This window comes from Gordonia sp. N1V, from assembly GCF_029269935.1.
Taxonomy (GTDB): Bacteria; Actinomycetota; Actinomycetes; order Mycobacteriales; family Mycobacteriaceae; genus Gordonia; species Gordonia polyisoprenivorans.
On sequence record NZ_JARJDD010000012.1, the window covers coordinates 73872 to 86782 of the forward strand.

Genomic DNA, 12911 nt, shown 5'->3' on the forward strand with positions numbered 1-12911 from the left:
CTCAGGTCAAGTCGCCGGTGAGATAGTGGGTGATGACCGGACCGACCTGCGCCACGAGCTCGTCGCGATCGGCTGCCACGATCTCGGGCTGTCGGATCACGAAGCGCAGCATAAGAAGTCCGAACATCTGGGAGGCGATCAGCGCCAGTCGCCGCTCTCGGCGGTCGGCGCGGACCGCACCGCCGAGCGCAACCTCCACGATTGCTCCCGGAACGTCCTGCGCCGGGCCGGCGGCATGGTTGGTCGAAGCGATGAGCCGCAGGACGCCGGGAATGTGTGATTGCAACTCCGGTGATTCCCACGCTGCGATGGCCCGTCGCACGAACTCCGGGCCGGCACGCTCGTCGGTCGGCATGTCGACGAACACCACCGACAAGTCGACGGGCGGTCGTAGTGCCTCGGCCACCAGGTTCTTCTTCGGCCCGAAGTAGTGATGGACCAACGCCGGGTCGACACCGGCACGGCCGGCCACGGCACGTACCGTGGTTCGATCGAACCCGTTGTCCGCCAGTAATTCCCGGGTCGCCGTCAGGATCCTCTCGCGAGTGTCGCGCGACTGTCCCGCCGGTGGTCTGCCCCGCGTCCGCCCGGTCATCGCGTTTCCGGGGTGCGGGCGAGAACCAGCATCCGTTCCTCGATGGTCGCCGGGACCGTGGTGACCTCGGCGGAGATGTCGGCATGCGCGAGGATGCCGCGCACCTGCGCCGGATCGGTGTCGGCCACCCGGATGGTCCGGCCGGCCAGGATGACCGGAACACCTGCGCCCTGCAGCGCCGCGAAGGCTCCGCGCCAGTCCGGCGTGTCCACGAGCGCGGCGCGCGTGTCACCGACGACGTCCTCCTCACTGCCCTGCGCGACCAGCCGACCCGCCGACATCAGCAGCAGCCGGTCGCACTCCTGCGCCTCCTCCATGTAATGCGTGGTGACCAGAACCCCCACCCCGGAATCCGCCTGCGCGCGAATGGTGTCCCAGAGCTGCGCCCGGGACAACGCATCCACCCCCGAGGTCGGCTCGTCGAGGACGAGGATGTCGGGATGATGGGCGAGCGCAACCGCGAAGGCGACCTTGCGCTGGGTGCCGAGCGGCAGATTCCCGACGAGGGTGTCGGCGTAGCCCGCGAGATCGGCGGGGACCGTCGCATCACCGTGATAGGCATCCGCGCTGAACGTCATGTTCTCGCGCACGGTCAGATCGCGGTACAGGCCCAGATTCTGGGACACGTAGCCGAGCCGCGCCCGCCGGCGCTGGTCGGGTGGGCCGTCGAACAGGGAGGTCTGCCCGTCGGTCGGCGCGAGTAATCCCAACAACATCCGGATAAGGGTCGTCTTGCCGGCACCGTTGGCGCCGAGAAGTCCGACGACCTCACCCGACTCCACTGACATCGTGACCTCGGACACGGCGACGAAATCACCGAATCGTCGGGTCACCGAACGGCTGCCGAGTAGCGATCCGGTGGCCTCGGGCGTGGTCCCCCGTTGCTCCGCGCTCATGCCGGTGCCCCCTGACTGTTCCGCCGCGCCAAGGAGAGTGCGATCACGATGTCCTCGAGGTCGGGGGCGACCCTGGAATCCGGGGTCGTGTCTTCTTCTGTCGTCCAGTATTCGTGGCGTTGGTGGCCGCGCCGCCACGACCAGTCTCGTCGCACCGGGGTGGCGCCCTCGGTGATGATGCCGGGGAAGCCTTCTCGCACCGAATCGTAGGATCCGTCGACGAGTACGTGACCGTCGTCGAGCACGACGAGATCACCCGCGCGCTCGGCCTCGTCGAGGTAGGTCGTCGACATCAGGACGGCGGTCCCCGCCGCTGCCGTCTCGGCGATCATGCCCCACAGATCGATCCGACTCACCGGGTCGACGCCGGTACTCGGTTCGTCGAGGATCAACAGCGGTGGGCGGTGGATCATGGCCATCGCGGTGCCCAGCTTGCGTCGCATACCGCCGGACAGGTCCCGCGCCATCCGGTCGGCCGCCACGGACAGACCGGAACACTCGATCAATTCGTCACGGCGCGAACGGAGTTGCTCTCCTCCGAGTCCGTAGATGCCGCCGACGAAGTCGAGATTCTGCCGGACGGTCAGAGCTCCCCAACTGCCCGGACCGGCCGCGAGGAATCCCACGTGCTTCTTGGGTGGACGGTGCACCTGCCCGGAATTCGGCTGCACCTCGCCGGCGAAGAGCCGCAGCAGTGTCGACTTTCCGGCTCCGTCACCACCCACGATGGCCACGATCTCACCCTCGTGAGCGCGCACGCTCACCGAATCCAGAGCCGTGGTCTTCCCGAACGTCACGGTGACGTCCTCGGCCCCGATCATCATGCGGCCTTCTCCTGGGCCGCGCGTCGATGACCGGTGCCCGGCGCAAGGTCACGACGGAACCGCATGGTTGCCGCGGTGAACACGATGACCGCCATCACGGCGAGTATCAGCAGCGGCAGCCACAGCGTCGAGATGGGCGCCCCACGCAGCATCACCCCCTGCGAGATCATCGTGAAATAGGTCAGTGGCAGCAGATACCCGATCCAGCGCACTCCCGCGGCCATCGCGTCGAGCGGAAAGATCATGCCGGACAACAGGATCTGTGGAAGCAGAAAGAAGAAGGCGGTTTGGATGGCCTGCCCGGTGGTCTGGGAGATCGTGGATATGAACACCCCCAGACCCAGCACCACGAACAAGAACAACGCGGCGCCGATCGCGAAGGTGAGCACGTTGCCGTTGAACGGCACGTCGAACAGGAGCATGCCGAGCACCGTCACGATGATCATGTCCACGGCCGCGACCAGGAAGTAGGGCACGATCTTGCCGAGGATGACCTGGGCAGGCGAGATCGGCATCACCGCAAGCTGTTCGAGCGTCCCGGTCTCGCGTTCACGCACCAGTCCGATACTGGTGATGATCGTGCCGATGAAGGTGAGGATGAGACCGATGATCGCGGGCACCATCACCCACGACGTCTTGAGCGAGGGATTGAAGAGCACCTCGATGTGCACCTTGGCACCGAACTTGTTGAGGGCACCGACCGCCGATTGCGCGGCAAACAGATTGGACCCGTCGACAAGTGCCTCGATGGGCGCCGTCGGCGAGTCGCCGGTCACCATCGCGACGTCGACCTTGTTGTCACGCAACATGTCCCGGGCATCGGCGGCAGTGTCGTCGGTCGACTTGTCGGTCACCTCGAAGTAGGACGGCAGACCGGCGGCGACGGTGTTCGCCTGCGGTCCAACCACCGCCGTCTGTACGGAGGAGACGTAGAAGTTGGCGGCGTATCCGAAGATCACCAGCAACAGCAACGGCATCGCAACCAGCAGACCGAGCGTGCGCTTGTCGCGCACCAATTCGCGGAATTCCTTGATGATCATCGCTCGCATACCAGCGACGGTAGGTCCGCCCAGGTCACAAAGTCAACAGTTGTTGAATTAATTGTCCGAATCGTGGCGCGGCCGACGGTTGCGCGGACGCGAGATCATTTGTGGGGTACGTCGGCCGACAGACCACCGTCCATCACGAACTCGGCGCCGGTGGCGTACGACGATTCGTCGCTGGCCAGGAACACCACGAATGTCGAGACCTCGGCGGATTCGGCAGCGCGTCCCATCGGGACCTTGACCATGTCCTCGGGAATCCCCTCGGTCATCGGCGTCCGGATGAGGCCCGGGTGGATCGAGTTGACGCGGACGTTGTGCGGCGCGAGCTCGAGCGCGGCCGACTTGGCCAGCCCGCGCACACCCCACTTGGACGCCACATACCCATGCGCCCAAGGACTTCCGCGCAGCCCCTCGACCGAGGACACGTTGATGATCGACCCACCGCCCGCCGCGATCATCGGGTCGGCGACGGTCTGTATGCCGAGGAACGTGCCGGTCAGGTTGACGTCGATGATCTGCCGCCACTTGTCCAGACGAAACTTCTGAATCGTCGAGCCGTTGACGATACCGGCGTTGTTCACCAGCACATCGACCTTGCCGAATTCCTCGACGGCCGTGGTAACCGCGGCCTGCCACTGCTCCGGATCGGTGACGTCGAGATGCACGAAGCGTGCGGCCTCACCGAGTTCGGCGGCCAAGACAACGCCTTCGTCGTCGAGGATGTCGCCGATGACGACCTTCGCCCCCTCCGCCACCAGAGCGCGCGCATGCGAGGCGCCCATCCCACGCGCACCGCCTGTGATCAGTGCAACCTTGCCGTCGACTCGTCCCATGCGAGCAACCCTACCGCGCAGCATCTCGAATGAGAACACGTTCTAGCCAGTTCGGCGAGAACGTGTTCTACTGATATGGACACCAGACCAGACAGTTGTTCACCACGGGTGCCGGAAGCGAAGCGAGCGGGCCTGGTTTTCGCGGTCCGGCGCCGCGGCAGAGAGGCAGACATGGGAGATGTTGGCGACCCGGCGATCCGGGTGGCGGTGGTGGGAACCGGCAACGCCGGACGCCTCGCGCTCGCCCAGGTCATCGCCGATCCCCGCTTCGATCTCGTCGCCGTCGGTGTGCACTCCCCGGAGAAGGTCGGCCTCGACGCCGCGACGATCACCGGTGCCGCGGACACCACCGGGGTGGTGGCGACCGAGGGTCTCGATGCGGTGATCGCGGCGTCACCGCAGTGCGTCGTGTACTGCGCGATGGGCGACACCCGTCCGATCGAGGCGACGGCCGACGTCGTGCGGCTGCTCTCGGCGGGCATTCACGTGGTCGGCTCCGCGCCCGGACCGCTGCAGTATCCGTGGGGTGCCATGCCGCCCAAGGCCATCGACAAGGTGGCCACCGCCGCGCTCGACCACGATGCCGCGGTGTTCATCACCGGTGTCGATCCCGGTTTCGTCAGCGACCTGATCCCGCTCGCGTTCAGCGGAACCTGTCAACACGTCGAACAGATCCGCTGCATGGAGATCGCCGACTACGCGACCTACGACGGCACCGAGGTGATGGTGGATGTGATGGGTTTCGGCGCTCCGCTCGATCAGACCCCGATGCTCTTCCTGCCCGGCATCCTGGGACTCGCGTGGGGAACCTCACTGCATCAGATCGCCGCCGCGATGGATGTGACCATCGATGAGATCGTCGAACGTCACGAAAGCGAGCCTGCCCCCGAAGATTTCGAGGTTGCCACCGGAACCATCGCGAAGGGGACGAGGGCCGCGGTGCGCTTCGAGATCATCGGCATGGTCGACGGCAAGCCCGGGATCGTCATCGAACACGTCACCCGCTTGCGTGGCGATCTCCGGCCGGACTGGGCGCAGCCCGCGCAACCGGGCGGCTGCTACCGCGTGGAGATCACCGGCGAACCGTCCTATCGCATCGACATCTGTCCGACGAGCCGCAAGGGCGACCACAACCACGCCGCGATCGTGGCCGCCGCGGGCCGTATCGTCAACGCCATCCCGGCGGTCGTGGCCGGCCCGGCGGGCATTCGCACAACCCTGGACCTACCGCTGATCAGCGGGCCGCGGTTGACCCCGACGGCGCTCACCTAGCTTCGTCGGGCCCGACCACTTCGTAGCGGGCACAGACGAATGCCTCGTTGCGACCGTGGTCGATCAACCGGAGATCGGCGGGGCGGGTGAACAGCGGACGCCCACTGCCGAGCATGACCGGGGCGATGTTGACGATGATCTCGTCGAGCATGCCGGCCTCCGCGAATTGGGCCGCCAGATCCCCTCCCCCGACAACCCAGATGTCTTTGCCGGCAGCGGCGTCGAGGAGGGTCTGTCGTCGATCGGCGAGCGGGCCGGAGACGAAGCGAATCGACGGCGCGACCGGCTCGAGGTCACGGTGGGTGAACACGAATGTCGGTGTCGTATACGGCCATGGTTTACCGCCACCGACCTCGTGGTCGACCACCCACCGGTAGGTCGTGGCCCCCATCACCACCACCCCGATATCGCCGATGAAGTCGGTGTAATTCATCGGGCCGGTCTCGTCGATGGGCTGACGCAGCAGCCATCCGAGGTCGTCGTGGTCGTCGGCGAGAAACCCGTCGAGCGTCGTCGCGGTGTAGTAACGGAATCGAGTGCTCACGAGAGTCCTCCGGTTCGGTTGCGGTGCCACATGATCGGGTCGGGGTCACGGTGATCGGGTGAGAGATCGACGCCCGCGTCGCGCATCATCATCCGGACGAGAACACGCCGGTGGGCGGCGAAGGTCAACACATGCGCGACGATCTCGGACAGCAGGAACGATTCCGGCGGTTCACAGATGGCGTCGATCACGCGGTCGGCCCAGGCGTGGTGACGATCGATCTCCCGGATCAGCGCGAGCCAACGACCCGAGACCTCCTGGTGCAGTGCGATCAAGGCGTCGAGGCCGGTCGGGATGTCGGCCGGCGCATCGTGGCCCTCGATTGCGGCTAGCCACGGCACCTTGTCGGCGACCAGGTGCGCCAGCACCTGCGCGATCGAGTCGTCCGGACCCTGCCAGTCGCTGATCCGGTGCTCCGGCAACCTGATTCGCTCGTACTCGGCGGCCTCGAGTCCCGTGGCGGCATCGAGCAGCGCAGTCACGTCGTCGAGGTCGTGTCGTACCATCAGCGCCACCGGATTGCCCGCGGTCTCACCGTATCCCGCGGAGGTGCCCGCGCCGTCGCAATCCTCGACATACAGACCGGTGGGCGAATGGAAGTGGATACCGTTGGGCGCGGGTAGCCAGTGCCCGCGGGACGAGTCGGCGCCGGCGGAACTCGGTGGGTGGCCGAAGGCGCGGGAGTAGGCCCGGCTGAATCCCTCGACCGTGTCGTAGCCGGAATCGAAGGCCACCTCGGTGACCGAACTCCCCTGGCGCAGATACCAGCACGCCCGCTCGAGCATCACCCGCCGACGCATCGCCACCGGTGACTCTCCGGCGAATCGGCTCACCTGCCTGCTGAAATGGAATTCGGAGCTGTGCGCACCCGCCGCCATTCCGGACAGCGAGACGTTGTCGTCGGCGAGTACTGCGTCGAGCAATTCACGCACGCGGTCACGACCGGGGTCGGTCATGACCGGAGAACAGGGGTCGTCGTCATGGTTCCAGTATCTGACGCCTGCGCCCTGCGCCGCTTGACCGTTCTTGCGGTACTCCCCCGAGACGCTCGACTCCTTCGGTGGTCGGCTCAGCCGTCGCCGAGCGACGTGCGCAATGACTCCGCGGTCGCCGCGTCCCGGGCCCACCGCGGCAGGATGAAAATCCCCTCGGCTTCGGCGGTGACACCGTCGGCGGTCAGGATACGGCCGGTCGCAATCGATTTGACACCCTCCACCCGATCGAGGCGCGCCTCCGCACGGATCGGCCCGAGCGCGGTCCCCTGTCGACAGCGGACGGTGAGGGTGCCGGTCATTCCCGGGTGTCCCGCGTGCTCGGCCGCCGAGCCCAACAGTTGATCGAGGACTGCGGCGACCATTCCGCCGGGCACGAGACCTGCCGGGCCCTCGTACGCCGGCCCCAGTTCGAATTCGGCGAAGGCCAGATCGCCGTCGTGGTGTACGACGACCGGTGGGGCGACGGGATTGCGTAGTCCGTTCACCGCGTTCCCCCACGTTCGCTTCGTACCGAAGGATCCACTCGTCCGCGTCCGCCCCGATCACCTGCCCGCCGCAGACGTGCGGGTGAGTCGCACGATGAGCGTCTCGGTAGCCTGCTAGGCATGAGTGACACACAGCGGAAGGCCTTCGACGTCGTGGTCGGCGACGACATCGCCGAGGTGAGCCTGATCGGCCCCGGCAAGGGCAATGCGATGGGCCCGGATTTCTGGGCGGAGCTACCGGTGCTCGTCGCCGAACTCGACGCCGACGATGCGGTCCGCGCGATCGTGCTCCGCGGTTCGGGTGCGCACTTCTCCTACGGACTCGATCTCGCGGCGATGGCCGGTGACCTCGGGGCGGTTCTCGCCGACGGCTCGAAAGCCAAGGAACGCACCGAGTTCCACGACACGATCCGTCGCATGCAGGCATCGATCACTGCCGTCGCGGACTGCCGCACACCGGTGATCGCGGCGATCTCGGGCTGGTGCATCGGCGGCGGCGTGGACCTCATCACCGCCGCCGACGTCCGCTATGCCAGCTCCGACGCGAAGTTCAGTGTGCGCGAGGTGCGTGTGGCGATGGTCGCCGACGTCGGCACCCTGGCCCGCCTGCCCGGGATCATCGGCGAGGGGCACCTGCGGGAGCTCGCGTTGACCGGCAAGGACATCGACGCCGCCCGCGCGGAGAAGATCGGGCTCGTCAACGACGTGTTCGCCACCCCGGAGGAGGCACTCGAGGCCGCTCGAGCGACCGCCCGCGAGATCGCCGACAATCCGCCGCTGGTGGTCCAGGGCGTCAAGGCCGTGCTCGATCACAGCCGTTCCGCGGCTCAGGCCGACAGCCTGCGCTATGTGGCGGCCTGGAACGCGGCGTTCCTGCCGAGCAACGACCTCACCGAGGCGGTGACGGCCGTCTTCGAGAAGCGCAAGCCCAGGTTCTCCGGATCCTGAAGAACCGAAGCGTCACCGGGAGGCCGGCCTCAGTCGGTCGGCGTGAGTTCGAAGACCGGGATCAGCCGGTCGGTGCGCTTTTCGTAGAGATCGAAGTTGGGCCACACCGACCGCAACTCCTGCCATGCGGCGGCTCGGTGATCGTCATGGAGTTCGGCGACGCGCACCGCACGGCGCCGGCCACGGTCGATGATCTCGGCGGAGTCGGTGGCGCGCAGGTTGTACACCCATTGCGGAGTCTTCTCGCCGCCGAAATACGATCCGGCGATCAGCCAGCGGCCGCCGGATCGCGGGACCGCGAGCAATCGCGTCTGCCGCTCCACACCGCTACGCCTGCCCGCCACCACCACGGTCGTGTTCGGCAGTCCGGCAATGTCGAGCAGTCCGTACCGCTCGCCGGTCAACGTACGTATCACGTTGTCACACTTGACAATCTTCGGAAGATAGCGCGGCATCCAAGGAATCGAGCCGATGCGGACGGCCAGCGGGGTGAGTAAGCCCATCCGCCCAGTCTGGCACGGGCCCGGTGCACGAGACCGACACGGTTGCGCAGCGGGCCCCCATACGTCAAGGGCGGGACTCACAGGTGTGGATGCAAGTGCGCACCACAGGTCCACGTCGGCGCAGGATCTGCCCATGACATCCGATCACCGCAATCCCACATCCCCTCAGCCTGTCTCCGGGGCGGCCGACCCCGTACCCGACAGCACCGTTCCCGACAGCACCGTTCCCGACAGGGCCGTTCCCGACACCGATCCGATCCCACCGACCGAGGCCGCGCAGCTGCCCTTCTACGATGTCGCCGAACTCCGCGAACGGTGGCGTGCCCTGATGGGGCCACTCGGATTCGACGAGCCGACCCTGTGGCTGGTCTTCGTCGAACGCGGCACGCAGATGATTCCCGTGATCAACCAGCTACCACTGCCGCACACCCCGAATCGCCATCTCCTCGACACGATGATGGAGCACCTCGGTCAGGTGATCGCCGCGAGCAGCGGATTGTCCCTCGCCGCTCTGCTGGCGCGTCCGGGGGCTGATGGGGTGACGGCGCGAGACCGCGGGTGGGCATCGATGATCACCGAATGTGCTGCACGCCACCGAGTCCCACTGCAGCCGCTGTTCCGCGCCAACGACATCGCGGTCGTCGCGTTGCCCGGAGACGCCGAGTCGGGTGCGCTCGACGCGGCGTTGTGACCTCGCCCGCGGACGGCGCCTCAGCCGGCAGATGAGTACGTCGGGACGGGTTGTGCGTCGAGGTCGACCGCACCGTTCATCGGCTGGTCCACCTCCGCGGTCGTCTCGCCACCGTAGGTCGCGGTGTAGTGCGCCCGCCAGGTGACCCCACCGAACACCGATACCGAGGTGGGGGTTGCCGGATCGAGTTCCCGGACCAGGTCGTGCAGACTGCTCGGCGCGCGCCAGCGGACCGAGGAGACCTCTGCCGAGCGGTACAGGCGTTGCACGCATCCCGGCCGATCCGTCGAGGCGTCGGCCTGCGTGGAATTCGCGCATCGATCCAGGTAGGTGTGCAGCGCCGAGTCCACCGCAGCATTGCCGGCGTCACCGAGGGTGACGCCGGGATCGGCCCTCGTCGGCGCCGCCGCACCCCCGGTGACGTCGGTCGAGTCGGTGACGGCAAGGTAGCGATTGCTGCTTCCCCAGACAAGACGGCCCGGAAAGACATAGGCGGTGCCGATCCCGGCGACCGGCCGACCCTGCAGCGACAGACCGGGAATCGTCGACGACGCCAGTTCCACCGCGGCGAGACCGTCGTCGACCAGCCATCGCCGGCCGTCGCGTACCGTGCGATACGTCGTGCGGACCGGATGGCCACCGATCCGGAACTCGGCACCGACGTCGGCGGACTCGCCGGCGGTCCGGGAACCGGGGGGTGGGGTCGGCGCGACCGGAGTCGTCGAGCCGCCGCTGCTTTCACCCGAACCGAGCTCGCGTGCGGAGACGTCGGTGATCGCGGCGGCGGCGTGCGCCCGCGCCAACGCGTCGGACGTCAGGAACTCGCGCGACGGGGGCTCGGTCATCAGCGCGAGCGCGGCGGCACCGTCGTCGTCGGCGACCGCGCGCAGAAAGGCAGAGACCGTCTCGGCCGGGGTGGACGGCGAGGAATCCTCACGTCCAAGGGTGAACACCAGCGTCGTCGCCACGGCAACGACGATCACCACCAACGTGGCGGCGCCGGCGAGCCATCCTCGTCCCGGCCGGCGACGCCACGTGGTGGTGGGCTCACTCACCCGACTGCGTCGCCCCTTCTGCGTCCACTCCTTCTGCGTCACCCTTCGGCGACTCCCCCGCGGTGTCCCCTGCCGCAGCGGCACCGTCCTGCTCCTGCGCGCCGAGCGAATCGGTGAGCGTCGCCGCCAGCAGCCGGGCGAACGCGGCCGGGTCGTCGAGTTCGCCGCCTTCGGCGATCAGCGCCATGCCATAGACGAGTCGGGCGGTGTCGATGAGCGACTGGTGATCGGTCGTGGCACCGAACGCCTTGTTCAGGCCGGCGACCAGCGGGTGCGCGGCGTTGAGTTCGAGTGCCCGCTTGGTCTTGGGCACCTCCTGACCCGACGCCCGATACAGCTTCTCCAGCTGCGGCGACATCGAGAAGTCGTCACCGACGAGGCACGCCGCCGATTCGGTGAGTCGTTTGGACAGCCGAGCCTCGGTGATGTCGTCGGAGAGCGCCTCGCCCAGCCACGTCAGCAGACCCTCGAAGTCCTTGGCCTTCTCGTCGTCGGCATCGTCGGCGTCGGAGTCCCCGTCGATGCCGTCGAGGTCGACGGCTCCCTTCGCCACCGACCGGAACTGCTTGCCCTCGAATTCCAGGCCGGCACCGACCCACATCTCGTCCACTGGATCGGCGAGGATCAGCACCTCGATCCCCTTGGCGCGGAACGCCTCCAGATGCGGGGAGCTCTCGATCTGCTGACGCGACTCACCGGTCATATAGTAGATCGAGTCCTGCTTCTCCGGCATCCGGCCCACGTAATCGGCAAGCGACGTCAGTTCTTCGTCGCTGTGGGTGGAGGCGAACACCGACGCCTTGAGGACGGCATCGCGGTTGTCGAAGTCGTTGACCAGACCTTCCTTGAACACGCGACCGAAGCTCGACCAGAAGGTCTGGTAGTCCTCCGGCCGGGAGCTGCGCATCTCGCTGACCGTCGAGATGACCTTCTTGGTGAGGCGGCGCCGGATGGCACGGATCTGCCGGTCCTGCTGCAGGATTTCCCGAGACACGTTGAGCGACAGGTCCGCGGCGTCGACGACACCCTTGACGAACCTCAGATACTCGGGCATCAGCTCTTCGCAGTCGTCCATGATGAACACACGCTTGACGTAGAGCGAGATACCGACGTTGCGCTCGCGCATGAACAGATCGAACGGCGCCTGGGTGGGGATGAACAGCAACGCCTGGTACTCGAAGGTGCCCTCGGCCTTGAGCGTGATGATCTCCAGAGGCTTGTCCCACGCATGCGAGACGTGCCGGTAGAACTCCTCGTATTCCTCGTCGGACACCTCATCGCGCGAGCGCGCCCACAGCGCCTTCATCGAGTTGATGGTCTCGGGCTCGACGGTGGTGACGGTGGTCGGCTCACCGCCCTCTTCCTCGGCGGGCGTCGTGGTGGTCTTCTCGACATCCATCCGGATCGGCCAGCCGATGAAGTCGGAGTACTTCTTGACCAACGAGCGCAAGGTGGCCGGGTCGGTGTAGTCGTGCAGGTGGTTCTCGGTGTCGACGGGCTTGAGCGTCAAGGTGACGGCGGTGCCCTGCGGCGCGTCGGCGACCTCGTCGAGGGTGTAGGTGCCGTCCCCGGTCGACTCCCATCGGGTGCCGGTTGCCTCGCCCGCCTTCCTGGTGACCAGGGTGACGGTGTCGGCGACCATGAACGTGGAGTAGAAGCCGATTCCGAACTGGCCGATCAGCTCGTCGGTCGCAGCGGAGTCCGACCCGGACTTCTGGGCCTCGGCGAGCTGTTTACGCAACTCCGCGGTACCCGACTTGGCGAGGGTGCCGATCAGATCGACCACCTCCTCGCGCGACATGCCGATGCCGTTGTCGCGCACGGTCAGCGACCGCGGACCCGACTCGCCCTCGGCCGGTTTCACGGTCTCGAGCGTGATGTGCAGATCCGACGTGTCGACGTCGAGATCCTTGTTCAGCAACGACTCCAGACGCAGCTTGTCGAGCGCGTCCGAGGCATTCGAGATCAACTCCCGCAGAAAGCTGTCCTTGTTGGAGTAGATCGAGTGGACCATCAGGTCCAGCAGCTGCCGGGTCTCGGCCTGGAATTCTCTGACTTCTGATGCGGTACTCATCGACGACCTCCACATGCTCATGGATCACCTATCCCCGACCGGGCGTGCGCCGCGGCGGACGCGGTCTGCCCGGGTCGGGGGACAACGTCGGATTTTAGCGAGCCGTGAACGCAGTACGCTGAACAGGGTCTCGCACGATCGACGGCGCCC

General features: G+C 66.8%; 13 protein-coding genes and 1 pseudogene. 3 read left to right on the forward strand and 11 right to left on the reverse strand.

What is annotated here, in order from left to right:
* Position 1 precedes the first annotated feature (1 nt).
* The 5 genes from P3L18_RS16495 to P3L18_RS16515 form a co-directional block, all read right to left on the reverse strand.
* Positions 2-595 (reverse strand): TetR family transcriptional regulator, encoded by a 594-nt coding sequence (locus P3L18_RS16495; RefSeq protein ID WP_079929825.1) that lies wholly within the window; start codon positions 593-595, stop codon positions 2-4.
* Positions 592-1491 (reverse strand): ABC transporter ATP-binding protein, encoded by a 900-nt coding sequence (locus P3L18_RS16500; protein ID WP_079929826.1) that lies wholly within the window; start codon positions 1489-1491, stop codon positions 592-594. The genes P3L18_RS16495 and P3L18_RS16500 overlap by 4 nt, the downstream gene beginning before the upstream one ends.
* Positions 1488-2315, reverse strand: a complete 828-nt coding sequence (locus tag P3L18_RS16505; RefSeq protein WP_079929827.1) for an ABC transporter ATP-binding protein — start codon at positions 2313-2315, stop codon at positions 1488-1490. Before P3L18_RS16505 ends, P3L18_RS16500 begins: the two co-directional genes overlap by 4 nt.
* The gene (locus P3L18_RS16510; protein WP_276114694.1) at positions 2312-3364 is read right to left on the reverse strand and encodes an ABC transporter permease; all 1053 of its coding nucleotides are present in this window, start codon (positions 3362-3364) and stop codon (positions 2312-2314) included. The genes P3L18_RS16505 and P3L18_RS16510 overlap by 4 nt, the downstream gene beginning before the upstream one ends.
* A 95-nt stretch (positions 3365-3459) precedes the next feature.
* Entirely contained in the window at positions 3460-4194 is a 735-nt protein-coding gene (locus tag P3L18_RS16515) for a glucose 1-dehydrogenase (RefSeq protein ID WP_079929829.1), read from the reverse strand.
* 171 nt (positions 4195-4365) lie between these two features.
* Here P3L18_RS16515 and P3L18_RS16520 point away from each other — a divergent pair, with 171 nt between their 5' ends.
* Positions 4366-5466 carry a diacylglycerol kinase gene (locus tag P3L18_RS16520; protein ID WP_014362208.1) on the forward strand — a complete coding sequence of 367 codons (1101 nt, stop codon included), beginning with the start codon at positions 4366-4368 and terminating at the stop codon, positions 5464-5466.
* Here P3L18_RS16520 and P3L18_RS16525 read toward each other — a convergent pair.
* The 3 genes and pseudogenes from P3L18_RS16525 to P3L18_RS16535 all read right to left on the reverse strand — a co-directional run.
* On the reverse strand, positions 5459-6010 hold the full coding sequence (locus P3L18_RS16525; protein WP_014362207.1) for a dihydrofolate reductase family protein: 552 nt from the start codon (positions 6008-6010) through the stop codon (positions 5459-5461). The two genes, P3L18_RS16520 and P3L18_RS16525, sit on opposite strands and share 8 nt — an antisense overlap.
* Positions 6007-6966 (reverse strand): helix-turn-helix domain-containing protein, encoded by a 960-nt coding sequence (locus P3L18_RS16530; protein WP_276114695.1) that lies wholly within the window; start codon positions 6964-6966, stop codon positions 6007-6009. Before P3L18_RS16530 ends, P3L18_RS16525 begins: the two co-directional genes overlap by 4 nt.
* 113 nt (positions 6967-7079) lie before the next feature.
* Positions 7080-7517 (reverse strand): annotated as a pseudogene (locus tag P3L18_RS16535) (PaaI family thioesterase); the annotation flags it as partial.
* A 93-nt stretch (positions 7518-7610) separates the two neighbouring features.
* Between P3L18_RS16535 and P3L18_RS16540 the strand changes: the two are divergent.
* Positions 7611-8438, forward strand: a complete 828-nt coding sequence (locus tag P3L18_RS16540) for a crotonase/enoyl-CoA hydratase family protein (protein ID WP_079929833.1) — start codon at positions 7611-7613, stop codon at positions 8436-8438.
* Between the two features lie 29 nt (positions 8439-8467).
* Here P3L18_RS16540 and P3L18_RS16545 read toward each other — a convergent pair whose 3' ends face one another.
* Positions 8468-8941: a nitroreductase family deazaflavin-dependent oxidoreductase gene (locus P3L18_RS16545; protein WP_276114696.1), complete on the reverse strand. Its 474-nt coding sequence runs from the start codon at positions 8939-8941 to the stop codon at positions 8468-8470.
* 133 nt (positions 8942-9074) lie between these two features.
* On the opposite strand from P3L18_RS16545, the gene P3L18_RS16550 reads away from it, so the two are divergent.
* The gene (locus P3L18_RS16550; protein WP_276114697.1) at positions 9075-9632 is read left to right on the forward strand and encodes a hypothetical protein; all 558 of its coding nucleotides are present in this window, start codon (positions 9075-9077) and stop codon (positions 9630-9632) included.
* 20 nt (positions 9633-9652) lie between these two features.
* On the opposite strand, the gene P3L18_RS16555 is transcribed toward P3L18_RS16550, so the two are convergent.
* The gene (locus P3L18_RS16555; protein WP_079929836.1) at positions 9653-10687 is read right to left on the reverse strand and encodes a hypothetical protein; all 1035 of its coding nucleotides are present in this window, start codon (positions 10685-10687) and stop codon (positions 9653-9655) included.
* On the reverse strand, positions 10680-12761 hold the full coding sequence (gene htpG, locus P3L18_RS16560; RefSeq protein ID WP_276114698.1) for a molecular chaperone HtpG: 2082 nt from the start codon (positions 12759-12761) through the stop codon (positions 10680-10682). The genes P3L18_RS16555 and htpG overlap by 8 nt, the downstream gene beginning before the upstream one ends.
* Between the last annotated feature and the right edge of the window lie 150 nt (positions 12762-12911).